The organism is Streptomyces sp. NPDC037401 (assembly GCF_055602345.1).
The window spans coordinates 986-26,605 of the sequence record NZ_JBVJWO010000030.1 but is presented as its reverse complement, the minus strand read 5'-3'; the positions used below and the strand labels follow the sequence as shown (position 1 = coordinate 26,605).

21 protein-coding genes and 2 pseudogenes are annotated in these 25,620 nt (G+C 73.8%); 10 read left to right on the top strand and 13 right to left on the bottom strand.

Annotated features, from left to right (window positions below; genetic code table 11):
- The first annotated feature begins 56 nt into the window (after window positions 1–56).
- A complete protein-coding gene (locus ACZ7H1_RS27390; protein WP_470790441.1) occupies window positions 57–734 on the top strand; it encodes an NAD(P)H-binding protein in 678 nt (225 codons plus the stop codon).
- Window positions 735–759: 25 nt separating this feature from the next.
- On the opposite strand, the pseudogene ACZ7H1_RS27385 reads toward ACZ7H1_RS27390, so the two are convergent.
- The 4 genes and pseudogenes from ACZ7H1_RS27385 to ACZ7H1_RS27370 form a co-directional block, all read right to left on the bottom strand.
- Window positions 760–975: pseudogene (locus ACZ7H1_RS27385) on the bottom strand (GNAT family N-acetyltransferase); the annotation flags it as partial.
- Between the two features lie 15 nt (window positions 976–990).
- Window positions 991–1,260, bottom strand: coding sequence for a GNAT family N-acetyltransferase (locus tag ACZ7H1_RS27380; protein ID WP_470790440.1), 270 nt, complete (start codon window positions 1,258–1,260; stop codon window positions 991–993).
- Between the two features lie 97 nt (window positions 1,261–1,357).
- The gene (locus ACZ7H1_RS27375) at window positions 1,358–2,290 is read right to left on the bottom strand and encodes a diacylglycerol kinase (protein ID WP_470790439.1); all 933 of its coding nucleotides are present in this window, start codon (window positions 2,288–2,290) and stop codon (window positions 1,358–1,360) included.
- A complete protein-coding gene (locus ACZ7H1_RS27370) occupies window positions 2,287–3,924 on the bottom strand; it encodes an FAD-binding oxidoreductase (RefSeq protein WP_470790438.1) in 1,638 nt (545 codons plus the stop codon). The genes ACZ7H1_RS27375 and ACZ7H1_RS27370 overlap by 4 nt, the downstream gene beginning before the upstream one ends.
- A 20-nt stretch (window positions 3,925–3,944) precedes the next feature.
- On the opposite strand from ACZ7H1_RS27370, the gene ACZ7H1_RS27365 reads away from it, so the two are divergent.
- Window positions 3,945–4,538, top strand: a complete 594-nt coding sequence (locus ACZ7H1_RS27365; protein ID WP_470790437.1) for a TetR/AcrR family transcriptional regulator — start codon at window positions 3,945–3,947, stop codon at window positions 4,536–4,538.
- The gene (locus ACZ7H1_RS27360) at window positions 4,535–6,091 is read left to right on the top strand and encodes a glycerol-3-phosphate dehydrogenase/oxidase (RefSeq protein ID WP_470790436.1); all 1,557 of its coding nucleotides are present in this window, start codon (window positions 4,535–4,537) and stop codon (window positions 6,089–6,091) included. Before ACZ7H1_RS27365 ends, ACZ7H1_RS27360 begins: the two co-directional genes overlap by 4 nt.
- Window positions 6,092–6,151: 60 nt before the next feature.
- On the opposite strand, the gene ACZ7H1_RS27355 is transcribed toward ACZ7H1_RS27360, so the two are convergent.
- From ACZ7H1_RS27355 to ACZ7H1_RS27340, 4 genes are all read right to left on the bottom strand, one after another.
- Complete coding sequence (locus ACZ7H1_RS27355) at window positions 6,152–6,703, bottom strand: hypothetical protein (protein ID WP_470790435.1); 552 nt, start codon at window positions 6,701–6,703, stop codon at window positions 6,152–6,154.
- A gap of 12 nt (window positions 6,704–6,715) precedes the next feature.
- Window positions 6,716–7,804: an SCO0930 family lipoprotein gene (locus ACZ7H1_RS27350; RefSeq protein WP_470790434.1), complete on the bottom strand. Its 1,089-nt coding sequence runs from the start codon at window positions 7,802–7,804 to the stop codon at window positions 6,716–6,718.
- Between the two features lie 145 nt (window positions 7,805–7,949).
- Window positions 7,950–9,395 (bottom strand): NADH-ubiquinone oxidoreductase-F iron-sulfur binding region domain-containing protein, encoded by a 1,446-nt coding sequence (locus tag ACZ7H1_RS27345; protein ID WP_470790433.1) that lies wholly within the window; start codon window positions 9,393–9,395, stop codon window positions 7,950–7,952.
- Window positions 9,392–10,540, bottom strand: coding sequence for a hypothetical protein (locus ACZ7H1_RS27340; RefSeq protein ID WP_470790432.1), 1,149 nt, complete (start codon window positions 10,538–10,540; stop codon window positions 9,392–9,394). Before ACZ7H1_RS27340 ends, ACZ7H1_RS27345 begins: the two co-directional genes overlap by 4 nt.
- A gap of 356 nt (window positions 10,541–10,896) precedes the next feature.
- Between ACZ7H1_RS27340 and ACZ7H1_RS27335 the strand changes: the two genes are divergently transcribed.
- The gene (locus ACZ7H1_RS27335; protein ID WP_470790431.1) at window positions 10,897–12,390 is read left to right on the top strand and encodes a PucR family transcriptional regulator; all 1,494 of its coding nucleotides are present in this window, start codon (window positions 10,897–10,899) and stop codon (window positions 12,388–12,390) included.
- Window positions 12,391–12,879: 489 nt separating this feature from the next.
- Here the strand turns inward: ACZ7H1_RS27335 and ACZ7H1_RS27330 are convergent, their stop codons facing one another.
- The 3 genes from ACZ7H1_RS27330 to ACZ7H1_RS27320 all read right to left on the bottom strand — a co-directional run bounded on the left by ACZ7H1_RS27330 (window position 12,880) and on the right by ACZ7H1_RS27320 (window position 16,748).
- Window positions 12,880–14,361: a DUF1996 domain-containing protein gene (locus tag ACZ7H1_RS27330; RefSeq protein ID WP_470790430.1), complete on the bottom strand. Its 1,482-nt coding sequence runs from the start codon at window positions 14,359–14,361 to the stop codon at window positions 12,880–12,882.
- 9 nt (window positions 14,362–14,370) lie between these two features.
- A complete protein-coding gene (locus tag ACZ7H1_RS27325) occupies window positions 14,371–15,117 on the bottom strand; it encodes a DUF4142 domain-containing protein (RefSeq protein WP_470790429.1) in 747 nt (248 codons plus the stop codon).
- Between the two features lie 251 nt (window positions 15,118–15,368).
- Window positions 15,369–16,748 carry a (2,3-dihydroxybenzoyl)adenylate synthase gene (locus ACZ7H1_RS27320; protein WP_470790428.1) on the bottom strand — a complete coding sequence of 460 codons (1,380 nt, stop codon included), beginning with the start codon at window positions 16,746–16,748 and terminating at the stop codon, window positions 15,369–15,371.
- A 267-nt stretch (window positions 16,749–17,015) separates the two neighbouring features.
- Here ACZ7H1_RS27320 and ACZ7H1_RS27315 point away from each other — a divergent pair, with 267 nt between their 5' ends.
- A complete protein-coding gene (locus tag ACZ7H1_RS27315) occupies window positions 17,016–18,233 on the top strand; it encodes an amidohydrolase family protein (protein ID WP_470790427.1) in 1,218 nt (405 codons plus the stop codon).
- Here the strand turns inward: ACZ7H1_RS27315 and ACZ7H1_RS27310 are convergent.
- Together ACZ7H1_RS27310 and ACZ7H1_RS27305 are read right to left on the bottom strand one after the other, a co-directional pair.
- Window positions 18,230–18,643 (bottom strand): annotated as a pseudogene (locus tag ACZ7H1_RS27310) (integrase core domain-containing protein); the annotation flags it as partial. The gene ACZ7H1_RS27315 and the pseudogene ACZ7H1_RS27310 sit on opposite strands and share 4 nt — an antisense overlap.
- 90 nt (window positions 18,644–18,733) lie before the next feature.
- Window positions 18,734–19,303 carry a helix-turn-helix domain-containing protein gene (locus ACZ7H1_RS27305; RefSeq protein ID WP_470790426.1) on the bottom strand — a complete coding sequence of 190 codons (570 nt, stop codon included), beginning with the start codon at window positions 19,301–19,303 and terminating at the stop codon, window positions 18,734–18,736.
- A 128-nt stretch (window positions 19,304–19,431) separates the two neighbouring features.
- On the opposite strand from ACZ7H1_RS27305, the gene ACZ7H1_RS27300 reads away from it, so the two are divergent.
- The 5 genes from ACZ7H1_RS27300 to ACZ7H1_RS27280 all read left to right on the top strand — a co-directional run bounded on the left by ACZ7H1_RS27300 (window position 19,432) and on the right by ACZ7H1_RS27280 (window position 25,484).
- On the top strand, window positions 19,432–20,211 hold the full coding sequence (locus ACZ7H1_RS27300; protein WP_470790425.1) for an ABC transporter permease: 780 nt from the start codon (window positions 19,432–19,434) through the stop codon (window positions 20,209–20,211).
- Window positions 20,208–20,924 carry an ABC transporter ATP-binding protein gene (locus ACZ7H1_RS27295; RefSeq protein ID WP_470790424.1) on the top strand — a complete coding sequence of 239 codons (717 nt, stop codon included), beginning with the start codon at window positions 20,208–20,210 and terminating at the stop codon, window positions 20,922–20,924. The genes ACZ7H1_RS27300 and ACZ7H1_RS27295 overlap by 4 nt, the downstream gene beginning before the upstream one ends.
- A gap of 100 nt (window positions 20,925–21,024) precedes the next feature.
- On the top strand, window positions 21,025–22,020 hold the full coding sequence (locus tag ACZ7H1_RS27290) for an ABC transporter substrate-binding protein (protein WP_470790423.1): 996 nt from the start codon (window positions 21,025–21,027) through the stop codon (window positions 22,018–22,020).
- Window positions 22,021–22,044: 24 nt separating this feature from the next.
- Window positions 22,045–23,175 (top strand): aryl-sulfate sulfotransferase, encoded by a 1,131-nt coding sequence (locus ACZ7H1_RS27285; RefSeq protein ID WP_470790422.1) that lies wholly within the window; start codon window positions 22,045–22,047, stop codon window positions 23,173–23,175.
- Between the two features lie 74 nt (window positions 23,176–23,249).
- Window positions 23,250–25,484, top strand: coding sequence for a sulfatase-like hydrolase/transferase (locus ACZ7H1_RS27280; protein ID WP_470790421.1), 2,235 nt, complete (start codon window positions 23,250–23,252; stop codon window positions 25,482–25,484).
- Window positions 25,485–25,620: the final 136 nt, after the last annotated feature.

Below are 25,620 nucleotides of genomic sequence, written 5' to 3'. Positions count from 1 at the left end.
CCGTCCCAGTACGCTGCGGAGCCGAGGCCGAACGCCGGCCGCCGAAAGGAACGCCCGTGACCCGCAGTGCACTTCTGGTCGGAGCCACCGGACTGGTGGGCGGTCAGCTGCTCGCCCGGCTGCTCCGCGACCCGCTCTACCACCGGGTGACGGTGCTGGCCCGCCGCCCCCTCGACGTCCGGCACCCGGGAGTGGACGTGCGCGTGGTGGACTTCGGCGCCCTCGACACCGCGGACGTGCCCGCCGTGGACGACGTGTACTGCGCGTTGGGCAGCACCATTCGCCAGGCCGGTTCGCAGGAGGCCTTCCGGCAGGTCGACCAGCACTACGTCGCATCCGTCGCCCGGCTCGCGCACTCGGCGGGGGCGCAGCGGCTCGCGGTGGTCTCGTCCGTCGGCGCGAAGGCCGGTTCGCGGAACTTCTACCTGGGCGTCAAGGGCGATATGGAGGAGGAGGTGAAGACGGTCGGCTACGAGCAGGTGGAGATCTTCCGGCCCTCGTTCATCACGGGCCGCCGCGAGACGCGGCGCCTGGCCGAGCGGCTCGGCTTCACGGTGGCCTCCGCAGTGGCACCGGCCATGGTGGGACCGGCTCGGCCCTACCGTCCGGTGCCGGCCGGACGGCTGGCCGCGGCGATGATCGCCTCACTGCGCGATGGCGCGGGCGAAGGCGGCAAGGGGGGCGCGACGGTGCGTACGTACGAGGACGTCGTCCGCCTGACCGAGCCCTCCTGACGGACCGGCACCCAGCCGCCCCGGGTCAGCAGTCGCGCGCGTACTCGACCTGGGTGAGGGGGTTTCCGTCGCCGAAGTCCTGGGGGCGGATCCGGCCCGATTCGGTGAACCCGCTCTTGGCGTAGAACCGCCGGGAGCGCGGGGTGTCCCGCAGCGTCCACAGGTGGACCCCCGCGAAACCGTCCTCGCGCAGCCGGCGCAGGGTTTCGGCCATGAGGGCGGCGGCGATTCCGGTGCCCCAGCCGTCGGGGTGGCCCTAGAAGCTGTTGAGCTCCGCGAGGCCCGGGCGGGCCTGGGAGGCCACGGACCAGGAGAGCGCACGGGGCCGGCCGTCGGCCAGGGCGAGGAGGATCGTCTCCGAGCTGCCGTCCGCGACCCTCGCGTGCCAGCGGGTACGCCGCTCCCGTACGCCGGCCCGTGCGAACTCCGGCTCGAAGAAGGGGGCGTAGGCCGCCTCCCAGGCGGCGGCGTGGATCTCACCGAGGGCATCCCCGTCAGCCGGGACGGCACGACGAATCTCGATCACCGGATCACCATAGCGGTGCACCGGCCGGGCCGCCGTCCGTATGGGGCGGACGACGGCCCGGATGCGCGGTCCGGTGCCCGACGTCAGGCGTCGGGCCTCAGGCGGGGACCAGCAGCGACAGGGAGGCGGGGACGACCTCGATGTCGGCGGGCAGCGGGCCCACGAGGTCGCCGTCCGCGTACGCGTTGATGCCCGGCGCCTCGATGCGGACCCGGGCCGCGCGGTGGACGGCGACCGCGCTGTGGCGTACGTGGGTGCCCTTGAACACCGTCGGGAAGAAGCGCACCAGCTTCGCCCGCGGCATGGCGTCGACCAGGGTCAGGTCCAGCCGCCCGTCGCAGGGGTCGGCACCCGGGCAGATCAGCATCCCGCCGCCGTAGGAGCGGGTGTTGCCGACCGAGGCCAGGGCCAGTCGCTTCTCGATGGCCTCCCCGCCGTCGAGGACGAGCCGGAACGGGATGGGCCGCAGCCCGGCCAGTTCGCGGACCATCGCGAGGTTGTACTTCATCCGGCCGCGCGGCCACCGCATCCGGTTCGCCCGGTCGCTGACCAGGGAGTCGAAGCCGATGGCGAGGACGGAGGCGAAGGAGCGGGCGACCCCGTCGGCGGTGGTGATGCGTCCGGTGTCCACCCGCAGGGCCAGGCCCCGGGCGATCACGTCGGCGGCCGCCTTCGGGTCGCCGAGCGGGAGCCCGAACTCCCGGGCCAGGTCGTTGCCCGTACCGCTGGGGATGACGCCGAGCGGCAGTCCGGTGCCCGCGAGGGCCTGGACGGCGAGGGAGACCATGCCGTCCCCGCCGACGACCACGAGCGCGTCCACTCCCCCGTCCGCGCCGCCGGCCACGGCCTCCCGGGCGAGCCTGAGGGCGTCCGCAGGGTCGGTTCCGCAGACGCTCCGGGCCTCGATGCCGAGTTCGCGCAGGCGGGCGAGGGCCGTGCCGGCGGCGCGGGCGGCCCCGCCCGAGCCCGCGGCCGGGTTGGTGAGGACCAGTACGGTGCCGATGGTGCGCCGTTCCGGCTCCGGTCTCACGGGATGAGCTTTCCGGGGTTCAGGATGCCCACCGGGTCCACGGCGTCCTTGACGGCCCGCAGGACCTTCACGCCCAGCTCGCCGATCTCCCGCTCCATCCACGGGCGGTGGTCGGTGCCGACGGCGTGGTGGTGGGTGATCGTCCCGCCGCCCGTCGTGATGGCCTCGCTCGCGGCCTTCTTCGCGGTGCTCCACTGGGCGATGGCGTCGCCGCGCTGGGCGCCGACCACGGTGAAGTAGAGGGAGGCGCCGGTGCCGTACACGTGCGAGATGTGGCACATCACCAGCGAGGTGCTGCCGGTCTCCTGCAGCGCGCCCTGGAGGGCGGCCGTCACGTCGGCCTTGAGCCGCTCCAGGTTCGACCAGGAGGTCGCGGTCTCCAGGGTCTCGCACAGTGCGCCGCCGTCGAGCAGGGCGTCGCGCAGGTACGGGGCGCCGAAGCGGCCGTGTTCCCAGGCGCGGGCGGGGTCCTCGCCGAGGGAGGTGCCGCCGTGCTCGTGCATCACGGTACGGGTGAGGGCGTGCCGGGCGGCGGTCTGCTCCTCGGTGCCCTCGAACACGGTGATGGCCAGGCAGCCGCTGACCGTCTGCGGAGCGCCGATCTTCGCGGTCATCGCGAGGTTGACGGCCGTCTCGGTCTCGTCGGACAGGCGCAGCACGGTCGGGCCGGTGCCCTGCTGCTCGACCGCGCGCAGGGCGGCGGCGCCGGTGGCGAAGTCGGGGAAGCTCCAGGCCTCGTACCGCTTGACGGCGGGCAGCGGGTGCACGCGCAGCCGTACGGCGGTGATGACGCCGAGGGTGCCCTCGGAGCCCAGGAACAGCTGGCGCAGGTCGGGGCCCGCCGCCGAGGCGGGACCGCGGCCGAGGTCGAGCACGCCGGAGGGAGTGACCACGCGCAGGCCGCGGACCATGTCGTCGAAACGGCCGTAGCCGGCCGAGTCCTGGCCGGAGGAGCGGGTGGCGGCGAAGCCGCCGATGGTGGCGAAGCGGAAGCTCTGGGGGTAGTGGCCGAGTTCGAAGCCGCGCTCGGCGAGGAGCTCTTCGGCCTGCGGTCCGGTCACGCCCGCGCCGAGCACGGCCTCGCCGGAGACCTCGTCGAGGGAGTGCAGGGCGTCGAAGCGGCGCAGGTCCAGGGAGAGCACGGCGCAGAAGGTGCCGCGGACCGGGTCGAGTCCGCCGACCACGCTGGTGCCGCCACCGAAGGGGACCACCGCGATCCGCTGCTGGGCGCAGAGCGCCAGCACCGCCTCGAGCTCCTCCTCGCTGCCCGGCAGCACGACGGCGTCGGGCGCGTCCTGGGGCTCGGTGGCGCGGCGGCGCAGCAGGTCGAGGGTGGACTTGCCGCCGGCGCGCGGCAGCCGGTCGGCGTCGCGGACGCTGAGGTGCCCGTCGCCGACGATCGCGGCGAGCGCCTTGAGGTGGACGCCGCTGAGGCGGGAGGGGACCAGCCGTACGTCCTCGGCGGCGATCGGAGCGGTCTCCCCGGGGGTGATCTCCAGCAGGCTCTCCAGGAGGGAGGTGATGTCCTCAGAGAGCGGGGTGGCCCGCGCCGGGTCGCCCCAGGCGTTCCACGCCATGGGGGGGAGCGGGAGGGCCGCCGCGCGGTCCGGTGGCAGGTGCGGTTCCGTAGACATGCGTTACAGTTTTCCACATCATGTCAATCAGTAACACTGCCTCGGGCAGCGAGGATCCCCGCAGCATCGACGACCAGATCCTCGACGCGGCGGCGGACCTGGTCACCGTGCTCGGCAAGCGCGTGCAGCTGGCCGAGATCGCGCGCCGGGCGGGCGTCAGCCGCCCCACCGTGTACCGGCGCTGGCCGGACGTCCGCGCACTGGTCGGCGCCCTGCTGACCAGGGAGATCCTGACGACGGTCGAGCGCACCCCGCGCGGCGGCGGGGCGGACCGCGAGGCCCTGGTCGAGTGGATCGTCGAGGTCGCGGTCAGGATCAGGGACCACCCGGTGCTCGGCGAGCTGCTGCGCTCCGACGCCGACCTGATCCACGAGTACGTGGTCCAGCGCCTGGGTACCAGTCAGCGCGACCTCCTCGACCAGCTGTGCGCGGCGGTCCTGGCGGGCCAGCGGGGCGGCACGATCCGCGCCGGCGAGCCCACCGAGATCGCCGCGATGGTGTTGCTGATCACCCAGTCCACGGTCCAGTCGCACCGCATGGTCGCCGAGCTGCTGCCGGAAGCCGCGTGGCGCCGAGAACTGGCGATCGCCCTGAACGGATACCTGAGGCCATGAACCGATCCGCCCCGACCGCCCCGACCGCCCTGGACGCGGCGCGGCGCGCCGCCGATCTCGAGGAGCTCGCCGCCGGTGCGCACGTCGACCTGCTGGTCATCGGCGGCGGGGTGACGGGGGCCGGGGTTGCCCTCGACGCCGCCGCGCGGGGGCTGAGCACCGTGCTGGTGGAGGCCCGCGATCTGGCCTTCGGGACCAGCCGGTGGAGCTCCAAGCTCGTGCACGGCGGCCTGCGCTACCTCGCCTCCGGGCGGATCGGCGTGGCCCACGAGAGCGCCGTCGAGCGGGGCGTGCTGATGACCCGCACCGCGCCCCACCTGATCCGCGCCCTCCCCCAGGCCGTGCCGCTGCTGCCGTCCGTCTCCCGGAGCACGGCGGCGCTGGTGCGCACCGGGTTCCTGGCCGGGGACGCCCTGCGCTTCGGTGCCCGTACGCCTTCGGCGGTGCTTCCGCGGGCCCGGCGGGTCGGGCCGCGGGAGGCGGTACGGCTCGTCCCGGCCGTCCGTACGGAGGGCCTGCGCGGCGCGCTCGTCGCCCACGACGGGCAGTTGATCGACGATGCCCGGCTGGTCACCGCGCTGGCCAGGACCGCGGCGGGGCACGGGGCCCGGGTCCTCACCCGGGTCCGGGCCACCGGGGTCACCGGCGAATCGGCCCTGCTGACGGACGCCCTCACCGGAACCGGGCTGACCGTGCGGGCGCGGGCCGTGGTGAACGCCACCGGAGTCTGGGCGGGCGAGGTCGACGAATCGATCCGGCTGCGCCCGAGCCGTGGTACGCATCTGGTCTTCGACTCGGCCGTGTTCGGCCGCCCCGAGGCTGCTCTCACCGTGCCCGTGGCGGGCTCGACCAGCCGGTTCGTGTTCGCGCTGCCGCAGCAGCTGGGGCGGGTGATGGTGGGCCTGACAGACGAGGACGCGCCCGGCCCGGTGCCCGACGAGCCGGTGCCCACCGAGGCCGAGATCGACTTCCTGCTGGAGACCGTGAACACCGCGCTGGCCCGGGAGTTGACCCGCGCCGACGTGCGCGGTGCCTTCGCCGGACTGCGGCCGCTGATCGACGCGGGGGGCGGCGAGACCGCGGACCTCTCGCGGCGCCACGCGGTGCGGGAATCGCCCTCCGGGGTGGTAACGGTGGTGGGCGGAAAGCTCACCACGTACCGGCGGATGGCCGAGGACGCCGTGGACTTCGCCTGCCGGGTCCGCGGGCTGACCGCCGGGCCCTGCCGGACGCGGTCGCTGCCGCTGGTCGGGGCCCCCGGGCACCCCGACAGCCGGCCCGTGGGCCGCGATGCGGCGCCCGCCCCGCTGATCGCCCGGTACGGCGGGGAGGCGGGCGCCGTGGTGGCCGCCGCCACCCTGCCGGACCCGATGCGGCGGATCTCCGACAGCATCAACATCACGCGGGCGGAGGTCGAGTACACGGTCACCCACGAGGGGGCGCTCGACGCCGAGGACGTGCTGCACCGTCGTACGCGCATCGGCTTCGTACCGGAGGACGCCGAGCGGGCCAGGCCCGCCGTGGAGGAGATCCTGGCCGCCCTGCGGGGGTGATGCGCCGCTCGTGGGGGACCCGGTGGTGAGGGCCGGGCCCGGACCGGGAGCGGGGAGGTCTCACGGTCCGTGCCCGGGGTCGTGTGGGGCGGCGCGTCCGGCGGGCTGTCCGGTTCCGTGCCCGGGGCCGTGTGCGGGGCCGTGACCGGTCCCGTGGCCCGTTCCGTGGCCGGCTCCCGCCTCCACGGTGCCGCCGAGGCGGGTCCGCAGGGCCGCCAGGGCGGTGTCCGGCCTGGCGGTGACGGCCCACCGGTCCCCGACGAGGTAACTGCCGCCGTACGCCCGGGCCTCGGCCAGCCAGGCCCGCAGGCCCTCCGCCGTGGCGAAGGTGGCCATGCGGTACGTGCCCTGCCGGGTCCGGCACCCGCCCTGGCGGAGCTCGTCGGCGTCCACGCTGACGACGGGCGTGCAGCCGGCTGCGGCGGCGATCCGCTGGAGTCCGGCCGGGCGGGCCGGTGCCGTAGAGGCGGTGGTACGTACGTCCGGGCGCGGGGCCCCGGAGGCTCCGGGACCGGCCCCCGGCCGGTCGGACCCGCGGTCGGCGCACCCGCCCGGCGCCAGTACGGCACCGAGCAGGGCGGCGGTCGCGAGCGCGCGGCGTACCGTGGGCACCCCGACCGTCTCCTATCGGGCCGCCGCCGGGGCCTTCTTCCCGGTATCCGTGACGGCGAACCAGAGGCCGTTCGCGCCGTGCCCGTTCGTGTCTCCGGGCTTCTTGTCGCCGGTGAACCAGTAGACCGGCCAGCAGTCGATCGTCAATTGCCTGGAGCCGTCGGGGCGCCGTACGGATCCCACCAGCTTGCGGGCAATTCCCTCGACCTTTTCCGGATTCACGACGGGCGCCGGTTTCCACGTTTTCAGGCATTCGCCGAAGCAGGCCAGGCGCATGGGCCAGGCGCTGTCCTTGTCGAAGCGGTACAGGGTCATTCCGGACCCGGTCACGGCGATTTTCCCGAGGGCGGGATCGCGGGCGACGGCGAGTTCCGCCCCGACGGCCTCCCGGTCCTGTCCGCCGGTCTCCGGTTCCTGTTCGCCGGCGCCGGCACCGTCTGCCTTCGCACCGTCCGCGGCCTTCCCCCCGTCGGGGCCGAGGGCGTGCCACGTGCCGCCTACGCCCTCGCCCTTGGCCTCTCCGGCCGCGGTGTCCTTGGCGTAGCGGTAGACGGGCCAGCCGCCCAGGGTCAGCTGACGGGTGCCGTCGGCGCGCGTCACCGAGCCGAGGAGGCCCGGGTCGACGGAGCCGGTGGCCGTGGCCTCGGCCGCGGGCACCGGGGGCCAGGCCTTCGCGCAGTCGCCGTCGCAGGAGGACCGGGGCGGGGAGGCACTGTCCTTGTCGAACCGGTAGAGGGTGAAGCCCCGGCCGTCGGTGACGACGGTGCCGACGCCGGCCAGGTCGCGAGCGGCGAGCCGGCCCGCCGGGCCGGTCTTCGCCGCCCCGGAGTGGTCCATGCCGGAGCCGGAGCCGTAGCCGCTGCCGGGGTCCGCGCCGGAGCCCCCGTCCGAGCCGGAGCCCGCGGTCGAACCGGAGCCGTACCCGGAGTCGTACCCGCCGGCGCCGGCTTCGCTGCCTGCGCCGATGGGACTGCCGGCGCCCGCGTCCCGTACGGCATTGCCCGCGGGTGCCGCCCTGTCCTGGTTCGTACCGCAGCCCGCCGTGAGCAGGAGTACCGCAATCGCCGAGCCCATGATCATCTCGCGCCGCCTGTATCCCATTCCGCTCTCCTCCGCATTTTCGGTCGGGGTGTCTCTGCAGGGAATTCAAAGGGGATTTCCGACGGCGAGAGAAGGGTCGGAGCGGAATTTATCAATTCCCGCCAAACCTTGAACCCGCCGATCCGGTCGGACGTTTCACGCACCGTCATTCCTGAATGCGCAGCGCGAGCGCGGGGCAACGGCGGACCGCGCGGAGCGCCTTGGTGCGCAACCGGACCGGTACGGGCATGGCGGCCTGGGCCGGGTAGCCGTCGCCGTCGAGGACAACGATGTCGGGCAGCACGTCCGCGCACAGCCCGTGGCCCCTGCAGAGCGTCCAGTCGACCACCAGCTGCTCCGGACTGTCGTCGTCCGGCAGCGGCAGCGCGCCCAGGACCCGGCGTCCGCAGCCCGGTCCGCGGGCGTGGTCGTGGAACTCCTCGGGGAAGACCGCGAGCGCGGACGCGACGAACCGCGCCGTGCCGTCGGGGTGGCTGCATGCGCCCCGGCGACGGACCGCCCGCATCCGCGCCCCTACCTCCTCCAGGGCGCGCCGGTCCCCTCCGACCGCGGCTTCCAGGACCCCGGCCAGGGCCGGCAGCCCGCGGACGCAGGGGCCGCACTGGCCCGCCGATTCCTCCGCCATCCACCGGGCCACCCGGGCCACTTCACCCGCGGGGCAGGTGTCCTCGGGCAGCGGCAGGACCGCGCCGGCGCCCAGTACGGCGTCGAACTCGGCGAGGGACTGCTTGGAGACCAGCGCGGCCCGCGCCGCGCGCGGGCCGAGCCACATGCCGTGGTAGCCGCCCACGAGCACGCCCTGCCCGGCGTCCGTTCCGCACAGCTGGAGGACGTACGGCAGGGGCACGCCCGTGGGTGCTTCCACCACCGTGCGGCCGCCGACGGTGAGCAGCACGGTGCCGGGTTCGGCCGGCAGGCCCACCGTGCGGTAGTCCAGCGCGCCGAGCCGGGCCGCGACGGCGAGTTGCGCGAAGGTCTCTGTGTTCGACAACAGGGTGGGCAGCCCCGAGAGCCCCCGCTCGCTGGTGCGCACCCGCTGCCCCGAGGGGAGGGCGGGGGCGCCGCCCAGGCCGCGTACGAGTGCGCTGCCCTCGCCGGTGACGAAGCGCTCGGGGAGGCGGGTCACGCGCAGCCGCCCGCCGGTGGGACCGCGTTCGGCGATGGCCTCGCGCACCGACTGCTCCACGTCTGCCCTCGTGACGCCGACGACCACCTGCTCGGCGCCGAGGGCATCGGCGGCCAGCATGGCGCCGTCGAGCACGAGGTGGGGTACGCGCAGCAGCAGTGCGGTGTCCTTGAGGCAACTGGGCTCCCCTTCACTGCCGTTGACGACCACAGCCGTGCGGCCGTCGCGTGCGGCGGCGGAGCGCAGGACGGCCTGGAGCTTGCGGGCGAAGGGGAACCCGGCGCCGCCGCGGCCGCACAGGTCGGTGTTCTCGGCGAGCGCGACGAGTTCGTCGGACCGGTAGCGGGGCAGGGAGCCGTGCACGGTCAGGTGGGCCACGCGGTCCAGGCGCGGGGCGGCGTCGAGTCCGGCGAGCAGCCGGGGCGGGCCGAGGCATCCGAGGGCGGGCCGGGGCTCGTACGTCATGACCGCCTCCCCCCGTCGGACACCAGGCGGGCACCGGGCGGCGGGCCGGAGGGTGCCAACAGCCGCTCGTCCGCGCCGACTTGGAGCCGGACGTACGGCAGGTCGACGGCGGGCGGGTACGGGGGTTCCACGGGCGGCGCGTACGCAGGCTCTGCGTACGCGTGCTCCGCGGACGGCGCGTACGCGGGCTCTGCGGACGGCGGGTACCCGGGCTCGGCGGACGGCGGGTACCCGGGCTTCGGCGGTGAGGGGAACGCGGGTTCCTCGCCCGGGGCGTAGGCGGGCTTGGGCGGCGGCACGTACGGGGCGTCCGCAGCGGGTACGTACGGGGCCTCTGCGGCCGGGTCGGCGGGCCGGGGCGGCGCGTACCGCGGCTCCGGCGGCGGCGGGTCGGCGGGCAGCCGGGCGGCCCGGCGCAGCCGGGACCTGAGGCGGAACGCCAGGACGGCTGCCACTCCGGCCAGGCACAGCGCGTAACTCGCGGTCACCCATCCGTCGGCGGACCGGCCCGCCTTCAGTCCGTGCACCAGCGAGGCACCCCAGGCCGGGTAGGCGCCCATGTGCAGCGCCCGCCACCACATCGAGCGGCTGCGGGTGGCGAACGCGCTGCGCACCGCCCCCGAGACGGCCACGCTCACGAAGAGGTAGCCGGCGAGGGTGCCCAGGCCCACGGCCAGCGGGCGGTCCCGGTCCGCGAAGGGCAGGACGACGGAGGCGGCGCCGGTCTGGCCCTCGGCGACCTTGACCCACACGTGCAGGACGAGGAAGCCCAGCCCGGCGACAGCGAGGCCGCGGTGCACCCCCTGGGCGAGCAGCCGGTGTCCGGGGCCGAGGACGGCCCGGTCGGTGGCCACCAGCCCCCACAGGACGGTGGCGGTGAGCGAGACGAGGGAGAGGACACCGGACCCGAAGTCGAGGAAGTCCCAGAGCCGGGTGAGGACCCCGGCCCGGATCACCACCGTCAGCGCGAGCGCGAGTGCGGCGAGGGCGGCGTAGTAGGTTGCGCGGCGCGGGCGTCCGGAGCCGGGGGTCAGCAGCGGGATCCGCCGGACGGCCCGCCGCCCGGGGCTCCGGGCCGCGCCGGCGTGTCGCCTTCTGCGGCGGGCGCGGTGCGTGCGGGGCGGGTGCGTCTGGGACAGGGGCATCGAGTCTCCTGTGCGCCCGTGATACCGAGGCTCCACCTCACGCTCGGTACCCCGGGGGTCGTGGTCGGTACCGCGCGGCAGAGCTGGGGGACCCAGGCGCCGGGGCCGGAGTGCCTGAAGCATCGTGGAGCTTCCCAACGTCTCCACAGGATTTATCGAAATGTGACAAGTTCTCGCGGGCGCGTCGCCATGGCATCGTGTAGCCCCGGAGGATGCCGTTCCAGGAGGACACCCTCCAGAAGGGAGTACGAGGGCTCAACTCCGCTGCGGTGCAAGGAGATCGGCGGCGGGGTCAACCTCGGCGGGTCCGCCGGGTCTTCCCGGCGGACCTTAACCCGGCACGGAACGAGGTAGCGATGTGCGAACTTCTGAACCGCATCTGGTCCCGCCCGCGCGGCGAGTGGACGCGGGTGCTGCGCAGGGAACTTCCCGCGCTGGCAGGGAAGATGGCGGAGGAGCTGCTGCAAGGAACCCCAGGGCTTCCGGCAGGCGCCGAAGACATGGACGACGAACTGCTCAGGCAGGCACTGGAGGAAGCCCTGCTCGTCGCGCTGGGATACCAGCTGCCGTCGGAGCGGAGGCCGTTGGCCTTCCCGGAGGGTTCCGGGCGGGTTCGGGACGACGCGCGGTGCGGCAGACCGCGCGGCCGTGACCGGGACGGCCGGTACGACGACCGCTATGACGGCGGTCCCGGGCTCGACGACCAGGGGCTCGACGACCAGGGGCTCGACGACCACGAGTCCGACGGCCACGGGCTCGACGGCCACGCAGGTCGCGGGGGCCGGGTGGACCACGCCGGCCGGCACGATCACGGCGGCCGGGACGACGATCAGGGACGGCAGCACGGTCACGAGGGGCTGCGGGGGCACGACGGACTGCCCGATCCTTCCGGCCACGCGGTCTCCGGCCACGAGGCGGGCCCGCTCGCGGCCGCCGGGGAGCGGGTACGCATCCCCCGGCCCCGGCGGGACGACGGCAGCACTCCGGGCCGTGAAGTCCCGTACGACCCCGTCGGTCCCGGCCGGGAGGCCGGCCCGGCCGGCCCCGCGGTGGTGCCCGACCGGGCCCGCCAGGAGCTGTTCAACGCCCTGACCGGCGACTGCGGGCTCACGGACGTCTACCTCGCCGAGCTCGCGGCGGCCGCCCGGTGGCCGCTGCCCCCGGCGATACGGGCCGTTGCGCTCGCCACGCCCGGCGAGACCCAGCAGCTGGCCGGGGCCGTGGACGACGCCCTCGCCGGAATGGCGGGCGGGCAGCCGTGCCTGCTGGTCCCGAGCCCGGACGACGACGACCGGGGCGCCCTCGAACCCGCCCTGCGGGGCCGGTTCGCCGCAGTCGGCCACGCGGTTCCGCTGCGCGACACGGCGTCCTCGCTGCGCTGGGCGATGCGGCTGCTCGCCCTCTCCCCCGCGCGGGTCGGCGGCGAGCCGCGACCCGTGTTCGTCGACGACCACCTCTCCACGCTGATGCTGCTCCAGGACGAGCCGCTGGCGCACGCGCTGGCCACCCGCTGGCTGCGGCCGCTCGCCGATCTGACCCCGCGCCAGAGCGAGCGGCTCGAGGTCACCCTGCTGGCGTGGCTGGAAGGCGGGGGCGCGCCGGAGGCCGCGAAGGCCCTCAGCGTGCACCCGCAGACCGTGCGCTACCGGATGCGTCAGCTGGAGAAGCTGTTCGGGCCGGACCTGCGGGATCCCCGTACGCGCTTCGAGCTGGAGATGGCGCTGCGCAGCCGCCGTCTGATGGCCCAGGTGCGCCGCCAGCCGGTCAGGACGGGCCGCAGGGTGCGACCCGTCACCGCCGAGTTCGGACCTCTGGGAGTCGACCGGATGGCCCGCGTCAACGGACTCTGACTCGCCACCCCCCAACGCCGCGGCCCTTCCCCCTGTGATGTGGGGGAAGGGCCGCGGTGTTCTTGGCGGAGGGGCCGTACGGCTCCCCTCCCACACGGCGGTGCCGGCCCGAAGTCGGCTTCGGACCGGCACCGTACCCGGGAGGACGCGTGCGATGGGGAGGGGAGCGTCCGGCCCGGGGGCTCAGGGGCGGCCGGGCACCGCCGAGCGGGCCGTCGACCGCTGCACGGCCTACGGAGTGTCGTCAAAGTGGCGTCGTCCGCCCGGAGGGCGGGGCCGGCGGGGTCTGGTGCGTGCGATCGCAAGGCGGAGGAGGGAGCCCGTGCGGAGCATCGGCGACCGACGACAGCTCGGCCTCCGAAGGCCTGCGCAGCCGAGCCGGGACGGAGCGAGCGGAGCGAGCTCAGTGAAGCGAGCGTGCGTGCCGGACCCCGCCGACCCGGGGCCACCTCCCAGCGGTAGCCGGCGGAGGGACTTCGACGACACGACCTAGCGGCAGGCCCGGCCGTCGTTGATGCAGCGCACCGCCCGGGCCATCAGGCCGTCCGACATCACGTTGATGAAGTCCCCGTGGTCGGTGACGGGCTTGTGCAGCTGCTCGGGAAAGCTGTCCACGGCGATACGGGCACCGGGCGGCACGCTGTAGACGATGCGCTGCACGAGCTGCGGGATGGCGGTGAAGCCGTTGCCGCAGCGGCCGTCCCGGGCCGAGGCGAAGGCCACGTGGGTGCGGTGGTTGGCGCTGTCGGTGTTGCGGCCGTCCCAGCAGCTCTGGAAGGTGAAGGTGCGGACCACGTCGCTGCCGCGCGGGCAGACCGGGTACTTGTCCTTGAGCTGCCGGTTCTCGAAGCCGGTGCAGCTCCAGGAGGCGTTGGCGTTGGCCGTGCCGTTGGTGAACGCCTTGGCGTCACCGGTGATGATGCGCAGGAAGCGGGGCATGGCGGCGACCTTGCCGACGGGGCTGCCCTTGAACTGGATGGTCACTTCCTTGGGGCCCAGGATCGTGCCGACGTTGGCGTCCTGGCCGCCGCCGGGCGCGTTCGCGTCCCGCTCCTGGCGGCCGTCGCGCAGGCGCAGCACCGGCCAGTAGTAGGTGGACTTGTCGCCGTTGCCACAGGTGGTGCCGGCGGCGGCAAGGCTTTCGTTGGTGGAGAAGGCGTCGGTGGAGACGTTGCCGACGTAGTCGTGCATGTGGTGGGCGCCGTTGCTGACACCCGGGGCGACGATGACGTTGTCGGGGTTGAAGTGGCCGTTCCTGTTGCGCCCGCAGAAGACGGAGAGGGAGCCGGTGGAGGCACCGGAGCGCAGTGCGGGCCTGCGGACGTTGGGGCGGACCGTGGTGATGGCGACGAAGTCGCGGCGGGAGGGTCCGCTGCGGCTGCCCGCGCTGCCCTGTCCGGCCGGGGCGTTCCGTATGCCCGGGGCGCTCTGTGCTTCGGCCCCGGCCGCTCCGGCGTCGGGCTCCACGGCTGCCTGCTTCATGGTGCAGGCGCTCAGTCCCTCGATGTCCGCGGGGCGCTCTGTGAACTGCCCGATGGCGTCGGCGACGCGGCCGATGCTCTCGTCGCGCTGCTCGCGCAGGGTACCGAGGAGCTGGGCTTCCTGGCCGTCGCGCCCGGCGGCCAGTCGGGCGTAGGCGTCGGCGAGCTGGGCGTCCAGGTCGGCGAGGTTGGTGTCGACCTCTGCGCGGGCCTGGTCGGGTACGGACCGCAGCCGGTCGCCCACGTCGGGGCAGTCGATGGTGGCCGTGACCACCGCCGCGCCGCCCTGGCCCTGCTGCTGCTCCTGCTCCTGCTCCTGCTCCTGGCCCTGTTGCTGCTCCTGGCCCTGGTCCCGGCCGGTGATGCCGGCGGAGGCCTGCTGCGCGATGAGGGTGACGCCGCCCGCCCCGATGGCCAGGGCGGCGGTGAGGGCGAGGACCTTGCGGGGGAACCGCGGGCGCTTGTGCCCCTGTCGGCTCGGTCGACTCATGCGATCACTTCACTTCGTCGGGAGGTTGGGGGTGGTGGGGGCGAGGCCGGGCGCGGATCCGCTGCCACTGCCGTTGGTGCTGCTGTTGCCGGGCGGTGCGCCTACTTCGAGCGACTCGAAGTCGACCAGGCCGCTGTCCTCCAGGACCGTGATGTGGTCCAGGACGGTGGCGTTGGCGTCCGTGGCCAGGGCGCGGACCATGGAGTTGCGGGTCTGTGCCCGGACCAGGGCCACGAGCGCGAAGACCTTGCCGTGTGCCCGGCGCAGCAGTTGGATGAAGATGCGTTCGTACGCGTCGCCCTGGGCCCGGTCGAGTTCGGACAGCCAGCCGCGCTGCTGTTCGTTGGGCTGGTTGGGCAGGTCGATGCCGAGGGCCTGGCCGACTTCGATGACGCGCCGGTCGAGTTCGGTGTGGCCTTCGACGAGGTGCTCGCCCGCGATGCGCACCGTTTCGCGGGTGCCGCGCTGCTGGGCCTGGCGGCCGGCGGGGAGCTCCCAGAGTCCGGCGAGCCGTACCTTGCGGACGAAGTCGCGGTCCTGGGCGGTCAACGGTCCGTACGGTGTGCTCAGGGTTCCGGCGCCGTCGTCGCCGGTGACGGTCGCGGCGGCCGCCGGTGACCTGCCGCCGAAGGCGTCCACCGGGATCAGCAGCGCGACCAGGGTCAGCGCCAGGGCGCCGATGACGACGCCTCCGGCGAGCACGTGTCTCGTGGTGTCCGGCAGTCCGCTGATGGACCGTCGACGCAGTGGCAGCACGGTGCCCTCCTCGCTCCGGGGGCCGGGCGGGGGTGCGCGGTCCGCACCGCCGTCCCGGGGTGCGACGGGACGCTAGTGCCGTTCACCACGGCCGACGGCAAGTGCATCACCATCGGACAAACATCCGGGCGGCCCGCGCGAACCCTGCTACAGTCACGCGCGCACCGCCGCCCTGCGGTTGCTTCGGGCGGATGTGCGCGTCTGGCTGCGGAACCGCTGACGGAGTCCGGTCCGGACCGGCAGGACCGCCCTTACCGTGGGGCGTCCTGGACCCGGCCGGTCACGACCAGGTTGCCGTCCGGGGTGCGCAGCGCAAGCTCACCGGTGCGGAAGTAGCCGTCGGCGGTGAAGGCGCGTGCGTTGTGGTCCGGCGCCCGGTAATAGCCGCGCAGGGTGTACGGACCGCGGGCGAGGAGTTCGCCGGCCTCGCCCTCGGGCACGTCTTTGCCGTCCGAATCGACGATGCGGATCTCGTCGTCGGGCGAGAGCGGGCGACCCTGCGTGGCGAGAGCGGTCCCGTCCGGATCGGCGGGCCGGGTGAGCGTGAGCAGCCCCTCGGGCATACCGAAGACCTGCTGTACGCGACAGCCCAGTTCGGTGCCGGTCCTTTCGGCGGTCGCCGCCCGGTGCGAGGGCGCGCCGCCGTGCTGCACGGGCTGTACGAGCTGTACGAGCTGCAGACTGCTCAAGTCGGCCCGGACCGTGGGAAGTGCGTCGAGCCAGAGCCGGGCGGTGGACGGCACCACCGACGTGAGGGTGACCCGCTCCCGTCCGATGGCCTCCAGGCATGCGGCAGGTTCCGGGTCGTCTGCCAGGACGACGGTGCCGCCGACCGAGAGGGTGCCGACGATGCCGGGGCTGCCGAGGGTGAAGCCGGACTCGGCGGGCAGCACGGCGAGATATACGTCGTTCTCGGTGAGGGACACCAGCTCGGCCGCGGCCCGCGCCTGGTAGACGAAGTCGTTGTGGGTGCGTGGTACGAGCCTGGGCGCCGCGGTGGTACTGCCGGAGAGCAGGAAGAACGCCACTTGGTCGGCGCTCTGCGCGAGCGGCCGCTCGGGCGGCGAGTCGATGGAGCCCAGCGGGAAGTAGTGGCAGCCCGAAGGGTCGGTCGTATAGCCGCCGTACGGGGACGAGGCGCCCGGCGCCTCAAGGGTGAACACCCGGCGCAGGAACGGTCCCCGGGCCGCGATGCCGGCGGCCATCGCCGTGTGGTCGAAGCCCTGGTACGTCGAGGGACCGACGTAACCGACCGCCTGGGTGACCTGCACGAGGTCGGACACCTGGGACGCGCGGTATGAGAGCGGGCACAGCACGGGGACCACGCCGGCGCGCATCAGCGCGAACACGGTGATGACGAACTCGGGCACGTTCGGCAGCTGGACGAGGGCCCGTTGGCCGGGCCGGAGGCCGAGCAGCCGGAATCCGGCGGCCATGCGGTCCACGCGACGGTTCAGGTCCGCGTACGTGATGCGGGTGCCGCCGTGCACGAGCGCGGTCCGCGGCCCGTACAGCAGGGCCCAGCCGCGCAGCAGGTTGTCCAGCGTGTTGCCACGCCAGTGCCCGGCCGCCCAGTAGCGGTCGACGAACTCCTCGGGCCAGGGCGTGCAGCCGTCGATCATGGATGACATTCGCTTCCTTCTGTACCCGCCGTCTTGACCTGGTGATCCAATTCCGTCAACACCCCCGCCCGCAATGCGCTTTCCGAACCATGGATGCCGCGGTCCATCAGCAGAAACGCCAAGGAGCACCGCTGGCCAGGAGCAACGGCCGGTCTCAGTGCACCGTGCGTGCACGCCGCGGTCCCGACCCGGTCAGCAGTGGCATGCGGCGCGGCTTCGGCGGAGCGGCTCCGGCACGGATACGCTCGCCGGTACGAGCGCCCCAGGAGGTCCCCCATGCAGGTGGCACGCCAGGTGGTCCGCGCCGCGCGCGCCTTCGACGGCGAACGCGTGCTGCCCGCAGGCGCGGCCGTGTTCGTCCAGGACGGGCGGATCGCCGGGGTGGAGGCCGCGGACGCTCCGGTCCCGGAGGGCTGGCAGCCGGTGGACTTCCCCGGGGCGACGCTGCTGCCGGGCCTCATCGAGATGCACTGCCATCTCGGCGCCGACAGCCGCGACGGCGCACTGGATCGGATGGCCACGGACGACGACGCCCGGCTGGAGCACGTCATCGACGACTCGCTGCGGCGCCAGCTAGCGGCCGGCGTCACCACGGTGCGCGACCTCGGCGACCGCAACTGGTCGGTCGTCCGCCGCCGCGACCGGGGCTGCGGGCCGGGTGTAGTGGACCGCCCGTCCCCGCTGATCGTGGCCGCCGGGCCTCCGATCACCACCCCCGGCGGTCACTGCGCCTTCATGGGCGGCGCGGCCCGGGGCCCGCAGCAACTGCTCGCGGCCGTGCGCGAGCGCGTCGAGCGGGGCGTAGACGTCGTCAAGGTCATGGGCAGCGGCGGGGTGTTCACCCCCGGAACCGATGTGACGCGCTGCCAGTTCACCCTGGACGAGCTGCGACTCGTCGTCGACGCCGCGCACGCGGCGGGCCTTCCGGTGACCGTGCACGCGCATGCCCTCGCCGCCGTGGAACAGGCCCTGGACGCCGGGGCCGACGGCATCGAGCACTGCTCCTGCCTGACCGCGGACGGCGTCCAGATCACCGACGGGCTGGTGGAACGCCTCGCCCGCCGGGGCACGGCGGTCTGTCCGACGCTCGGCATGACCGCGCAGGGCGTTCCGCCACCGCCCGTGCAGGCGCTGGTGGAACGCTTCGGCACCAGCATCGAGCAGCGGCAGCACACGGCCGCCCGGATGCACCGTGCGGGCGTACGCCTGGTCTCGGGCGCGGACGGCGGCATCAACGCCGCGAAGCCGCACGGCATCCTGCCCGCGGCCGTCGCCCATCTCGTCAACGGCGGCATTCCGGCGGACGCGGCGCTCGCCAGCGCGACGTCGGTCGCGGCGGACACGTGCGGGATCGCCGACCGCAAGGGCCGGCTCCGGCGGGGGCTGGACGCCGATCTCCTGGTCGTGCGCGGTGACCCGTTCCGGGACATGGCCGCGCTCGCCGACCCGGTCGCCGTGCTGGTCTCGGGTGCCCGGGCCCATCGCACGGGCTAGGTGTATTGACTCGCAGCGTTGTTGACGCGGCTGATGGGTGGCATGCCTTCGAGTGCGGTGTGGCAGCGGTGGTGGTTGTAGGTGTGGAGGAAGTCTGCCAGGGCTGCGGTCCGCTCGTCGTTCGAGGTGTAGGGCCGCAGGTAGGCCCACTCGTCGAGGAGCGTGCGGTTGAAGCGTTCGACCTTGCCGTTCGTCTGGGGCCGGTAGGCGCGGGTGAGCTTGCCAGCCGCGCCGAGATCGGCCAGGGCCTTCTTCCAGGCCCTGGCCTTGCGGTAGGACCAGGCGTTGTCGGTCAGCACCCGCTCGATCCTGTCGATGCCGTATCCGGCGAAGAACGCGGCGGCCCGGCGCAGGAAGTCCGCGCAGGTGTCGGCCTTCTCGTCGGTGTGGATCTGTTCATGACTGTTCCTCACGATGTGGAGGGGGCCGGGGCTTCCCAGTGGCCCTTGGCCCACGTACACCACTCGTGATTCGGAACTGAAGGGACGCAGGATGGGAAGCTAGGCGTTCGCGATGACCAGCAGGGTGCGGGCGACGGCCGGGCCCGTCAGGCGACATCGGTGCGGGACGTCACCCCTGTGGTGGGCGCTCTGGCCGGCGCGCAGGGTCAGCGGTTCCTCGTCCTCGAGCTCGAGGACGATCTCGCCCTCCAGGACGTAGAGGAAGTCCTCTCCGGGGTGCTCGAACCAGCCGCGCTCGCCCTGGCCTGGCTCGAAGTGGTGCTCGTACGCCTCCATCAGAGCGCTGCGGCCGCCGGGGATGAGTACCTGGGCCACCTGCCCCGCCGCCTCGCTCACCCGGATCACCTGCGGGTCGCTCTCGTGGCTGACCGCACCCGGTCGCGCGGGCGGCCTGAGGAAGGTGCCCGGCGTGACGTCCAGGGCTTCCGCGATCCGGTAGATCGAACTGAGGCTGGGCGTCGCGAGGCCGCGTTCGAGCTGGCTGAGGAAGGGCTGGGAGAGGTCCGAGCGGGCGGCGAGGACGGCCATGGAGACGCCGCGCTGTTTGCGGCAGCTCCGGATCACCCGTCCGACCTCGATCGCCTCGGGCGTGGGTTCGGGTCGAGACACGCAGGTGAAAGTACCCCATCGGCGATCGGCGATCCGGGGGGCCGGCGAGGTTTCGCACTGCTGCAACACCCCCGTCATAAGCCTGGTCAATTATTGACCTCACTTATCGACGACCGAGGAGCCGCCCCGTGCACGCCACCCCTTCACCACCCGGCCGGGCCCTCGGCCGGCTGGGCCCGGCCCTGGGCGCGGCAGGTGCCGTGCTCGCGCTGTGGTACCTGCTCGCCTGGTCCGGCGCGGTGGCTCCGGGACTCCTGCCCACGCCCGCCGAGACCCTGGCCGCACTCGCGGAGAGCGCCCGCAGCGGCGCGCTGGCCGCCGATCTCGGCGCCAGTCTGACCCGCGCGGGGCACGGTTTCGCGCTGGGCGCCGCCGTCGGCAGCGCACTCGGCTTCGCCACCGGCTACGTGCCGAGGCTTTCCGCCGCCGTCACTCCGGTCGTCTCCTTCCTGCGCCCGATCCCGGCCATCGCCCTGGTACCGCTCGCGACCGCCTGGTTCGGCATCGGGGAGACCGCCAAGCGACTGCTGATCGCGTACGCCGTACTGCTCGCCGTATGGCTCTACGTCCACGACGGCGTGTCCCGGGTCCCGGCCTCCCACCTGCGGGCGGCCCGGTCGCTGGGGGCTCCGCTGCACCGGCGGTTCACCGAGGTGCTGCTGCCCGCCGCCGCGCCCGCCCTGCTCGCGGCGCTGCGCTACGGGGCCTCGGTGGCGCTGCTCGCGCTGGTGGCCGCGGAGCTGGGCGGCGCGGACAGCGGTCTGGCGTACCGGCTCCAGGTGGACGGACAGTTCCTGCGCGTGGACCGGATGTTCGCCGGACTGCTCACGCTGGGGTTGCTCGGCGTGGCCGTCGACTCCGTCCTGGCCGCGATCGGCCGCCGGTTCGTCCACTGGGGCACGTCATGAGCCTGGCCGTACGACTGGAGGGGCTGTCCGTCGGCTACGGCGCCACCCTCGTCCTGGAGCGGACGGAACTGTCCTTCCCTGCCGGGTCGTTCACCGCTCTGCTCGGGCCGAGCGGGTGCGGCAAGTCCACGGTGCTGGGCGCGGTGGCCGGGTTCGTGCCGCCCGTCACCGGGAGGGTGACGGCGGGATCCCGGCCGGTGCGCGGGCCGGGACCGGACCGGGGCGTGGTCTTCCAGCACTACGCGCTCTTCCCCTGGCGCACCGCACGCGGCAACGTCGAGTTCGCGCTCAAGCGGCTCGGGCTGCCGCGCGCCGAACGCCGTCGGCGCGCCCTGGAGGCGCTCGCCGAAGTCGGCCTGGCGGACGGCACCGACAAGTACCCGGCACAGCTGTCCGGCGGCATGCAGCAGCGCGTGGCGCTGGCCCGCGCGCTGGCGGCCGAGCCCGAAGTACTCCTGATGGACGAGCCGTTCGGGGCTCTGGACGCCCTGACCCGGACCCGCATGCAGAGCCTGCTGCGAGAACTGTGGCAGCGCAGGGGCACCACCGTCCTGTTCGTCACGCACGACATCGACGAGGCACTGGCCCTCGCGGAGCGGGTCGTCGTGCTCGGCGGGACCCCGGGGCGGGTGCTCGCCGACCACGCCGTGCCCGCCGGACCTCCCGACCCGGACCTGCGCGCACTGATCGCACGGCATCTCGGCGCCGAGTAGGGCCCTCGGCGCCGGCCCGAGCCCGTAGGCCTCCCCCAGCCCCACCCCCAGCCCATCGCTTCGCTCCCCTGCCCCACCACCGTCCCCGGAAGGAATTTCCATGCTCAGACCCCGCGCAGTGGCCGCCCTGCTGGCCGCGGCCCTGTTCTGCGCCCTCACCTCGGCCTGCGCCGGCGGTTCCGGCCCCGCGGGCGACGGCCGCCCGGCCGTCTCCCTCGCCGCCAGCGACCACCTCGGCGGGGCACCCGTCTACGTGGCCCAGGAGCGCGGGCTCTGGTCCGCCGAGGGCATCGATGCCACCGTCACCACCCAGCCCACCGGGCGGGACGCCCTGAACGCCGTGCTCGGCGGTCAGGCGCAGCTCGGTGTGGTGGGAGACCTGCCCGCGGTCACGGCCGCGCTGGGCGGCCGCGAGCTGCGGATCGTCGCCGACCTGTCCCGGTTCTCCGACTGGCGCCTGCTCACCCGGACCGACCGGGGAGTCACCGGCTTCGCCGCTCTGAAGGACCGCAAGGTCGGAGTCCCGCAGGGCACGAACGTCGAGTACGCGCTGTCGCGGATGCTCGGCTCGGTACGGCTGACGCCCGCGGACGTCACCGTGGTGAACCTCGCCCCGAACCAGGTCACTCCGGCGCTCGCCCGCGGTGACATCGACGCGGGCGTGACGTTCCCCAGCTTCTACGACGCCGCGCGCACGGCGCTCGGCGAGCGCTACGCCGAGTTCGCGTACACCGGATACACCGCGCGGACCCTGCTGATCGCGGGCCCCTCGGCCGGCGCGGGGACCACCGCCGCCGTGCTCCGCACCCTGCAGCGCGCCCAGCGCGAGATCGCCGAGGACCCGGCCGGCGCCCGGCAGGCCGTGGTGACCCAGTCCAAGGGCGCACTGGAGGCCGGTTACGTCGACGCGTACCAGCCCCGCTACGCCTACGGCGCGTCCCTCTCCCCCGAACTGCTGGCCCAGCTGGTGGCGGAGGCCGCCTGGGCCAAGGCCGCCCAGGGGCTGCCGGGGGCCGCCGACCGCGCCGCACTGCTGCGGTACCTCGACCCCGGGCCCCTGACGGCCGTCGACCGGGCCGCCGTCACCGTTCGCTGAACCACGCCACGCAAGGAGATCCTCATGACCGTCGACCAGAACACCCTGCGCCGCCGCGGCACGGGCCTCATCGCCCACGACCCCGGGCGCAGCTACGGCGGCTACACCCTCTACACCCCGATCACCAGCGCCGGCGAGATCCACCTCGTCGACATCGAGGGCCGGTCCGTCCACACCTGGAACTCCCCGCACCCGCCCGGCCGTCAGGCGCAGCTCCTCCCGGGCGGGAACCTCTTCTACGCCGCCAAGGACACCGGCAGCCCGACCCTCTTCCCCATCTGGGACGTCTACCACGGCGGCATATTCCAGGAACTGGCCCCCGACTCCACGGTGATCCGCGAGGTCAGGCACCCCTTCCACCACCACGATGCCTCGCTGCTGCGCAACGGCAACCTCATCGTGACCGTCGTCGAACCCCTGGACCCGGCCGACGCGGCCCGGATCCGGGGCGGCATCCCCGGCTCCGAAGCCCCGGGCGGGGTGATCTACGGGGACGTGGTGTACGAGCTGACCTGGGACGGGGAGGAGGTGTGGCGCTGGGCCGCCATCGAGCACCTCGATCCCGAGGAGTTCCCGCTCGACCCACACTTCGCCCGTGAGCACTGGCCCATGGCCAACACCGTCAACGAACGCGCCGACGGCTCGATCGTGGTGGGCTTCCGCAGCGTGTCCTCCGCAGTGGCCGTCGACCGCGCCGACGGGTCCGTGCTGTGGCACATCGGTCCCGAGGTCCTGGCTCAGCAGCACCACCCGCACGAGCTGGCGGGCGGCAACATCCTGGTCTTCGACAACGGCACCTACCGCGATACGACGTCCGTGCCGTACTCGCGGGTGCTGGAGCTCGACCCGCGCACCGGCAGGGAGGTGTGGTCCTACCAGGACAACCCGCCGCAGAACTTCTACAGCCCGTACATGTCCAGCGCCCAGCGCCTGCCGAACGGGAACACCTTCATCGCCGAGGGCTCCTTCGGGCGGCTCTTCGAGGTGACGCCCGGCGGTGACGTGGTGTGGGAGTTCGTGGTCCCGCAGTTCCGGTCCTTCGGGGAGGGCGTGGGCCTGGAATCCTCGGCCGGCGCCCAGAACTCGGTGTTCCGCGCCTACCGTTACTCCGCCGACCGGCTGCCGTGGCTGGCAAAGGCCGTCACACGCTTTTAATGCCGTGTGCATGGCCATCGGGCCGGTGCTCTTCGGATGATCGAGTCCCGTCCGCCAGAGCCAAGGAGCCTCCGATGCCCACCCGCCGCCGCTTCCTCGCCGGGTCCGCGGCATCCCTCGGCCTCGCCTCGCTCTCCGCCGCACCGGAGGCACAGGCGGCGTCCCGGTCGCCGCAGGCGGCGCCGTCCGCGGCGGCCGCCGGCACGGCGGCTCCCAACCTCATCGTGATCCTTGCCGACGACCTCGGCCACGGTGACCTCGGCGCGTACGGCCAGAAGCTGATCACCACACCACGGATCGACCAACTCGCGTCCGAGGGACTGAAGTTCACCGATGCCTACTCGACGGCCGCCGTCTGTGCGCCGTCCCGCTGCTCGCTGCTCACCGGCCTGCACACCGGCCACTCCGCCGTACGGGCCAATCCCAACGGGACCCCCGGCGCGCTGAAGGCCGGTGACACCACCTTCGCCGAAGTGCTGCGCGCCCGCGGCTACCGGACCGCGGTGATCGGGAAGTGGGGCTTCGGACCGGAGGAGGGCGACCAGCCCAGCCATCCCAACTCCCGTGGTTTCGAGGAGTTCTACGGTTATATCGACCACGGGCACGCCCACGAGTACTACCCGCAGTACCTGTGGCACAACGGCGCGAAGGTGACGATCGCAGCCAACGCGAACGGCGCGAAGGGCGCCTACGCACCCCAGCTCCTCGAGCAGCGCGCGCTCGAGTTCATCGGCGCCCACGCCGCCGAGCCCTTCCTGCTCTTCCTCACGCCCACCGTGCCGCACGCACCGAGCGACGTCCCCGACGTCGGCGCGTACGCTGCCCGCACCTGGAGCCAGCAGAACAAGGGCCACGCCGCCCAGGTCACGTACTTCGACACCCTCGTGGGGAAGGTCGCCGACCGGCTGCGGGCGCTCGGCATCGCCGAGAACACCGTCGTCCTCGTCACCAGCGACAACGGCCCGCACGAGGAAGGCGGGGTCAACCCCGACCTGTTCGACGCGAACGGCCCGCTGCGCGGCTACAAGCGCAACCTGTACGAGGGCGGGATCCGCGTCCCGCTGATCGCCTGGTCCCCGGGCCGGATCGGCGCGGGGACCAGCAGCCGTCCCACCCCGCTCACCGACGTGCTGCCCACCCTGGCGGAACTCGGCGGCGCACCGGCACCCACGGACATCGACGGGCTGTCGGCCGCCCCGCTGCTCGCCGGAAGCCCGGACGCCGCCCGCCACAACCACCTGTACTGGTACCGGGACGAACGCGGCGTCACCAGCCGCGCCAACGCCCAGGACGACGGCCGCGCCACCTGGCTCGCCGAGGCCGTGCGCAAGGACGACTGGAAAGCCGTGCGGTTCGCCCCCGTCAGGGACCACGCACTGCCCGACGCACAGTGGCAGGTGGAGCTGTACGACCTCGCCACCGACCTCGGCGAGCAGCGCAACGTCGCCGCCGCCAACCCCTCCGTGGTGACCGGCCTGGTCGCCCTCATGCGGTCCTCGTGGGTGGACACGTACGTCCGCAAGCCCTTCGGCGTCCGCGCGCAGGTCCAGGGGCCGGCCGTGCCCGGCCACGCATTCACGGTCACCGCGACCCTGGGCAACGGCTCGGGCAGGCCCTGGACCGGTGCTCTCCTCGCGCTGCGCGCCCCGGTCGGCTGGCAGGTCCAGGCGACCACCGCGACCGGTCAGGACCTGCTGGCCGCCGGCGCCGCGCTGACCACGACCTGGCGGGTCACCCCGCCCGCGACGGCCACCCCGGCCACGCAGTGGACGCTGACCGTCGACGGCACCGCGCAGTCACCGACCGGGCCGCTTCGCCACTCCGTCACAGAACGGGTTTCCACGGTGCCGCCGGCGCCGGTCGCCGACGCGTACCTGAGCGATCTCGAGTGGGTGTCGGCCGCCAACGGCTGGGGGCCGGTGGAACGCGACCGGTCCAACGGGCGCAAGGCGGCCGGGGACGGCACACCGATCTCCTTCGGCGGAGTCACGTACACGAAGGGCCTCGGCGTCCACGCAACCTCCGAGATCGTCTACCACCTCGGCGGAACGGCCGACCGCTTCACCGCGCTCGTCGGCATCGACGACTTCTCCACGAACCAGGCCGCGACCGGCGCGACCAAGGCCTCGGTGCGTGGCGACGGGAAGGTGCTGTTCACCAGCGGCAAACTGACCGGCGCGGGCGGCCCCGTGCAGGTGGATGTCGACGTACGCGGCGTGAAGCTGTTGCACCTGGTCGTCGAGGACGCCAATGCCGGTACGGCGCTCGACCACACCTCCTGGGCCCTCGCCCGGGTGACCGTGCGCTGAGGCCGGGTGACCGTACGCCGAGCCGCGGGGGGGGGGGGGGGGGGGGGGGGGGGGGGGGAAGGGGGCCACCCGCCCCCCCCCCTTCCTCTATGGGTGGGTGGGGGGTTGTGGGTGGGGGGTGCAAAACAATCGGAGG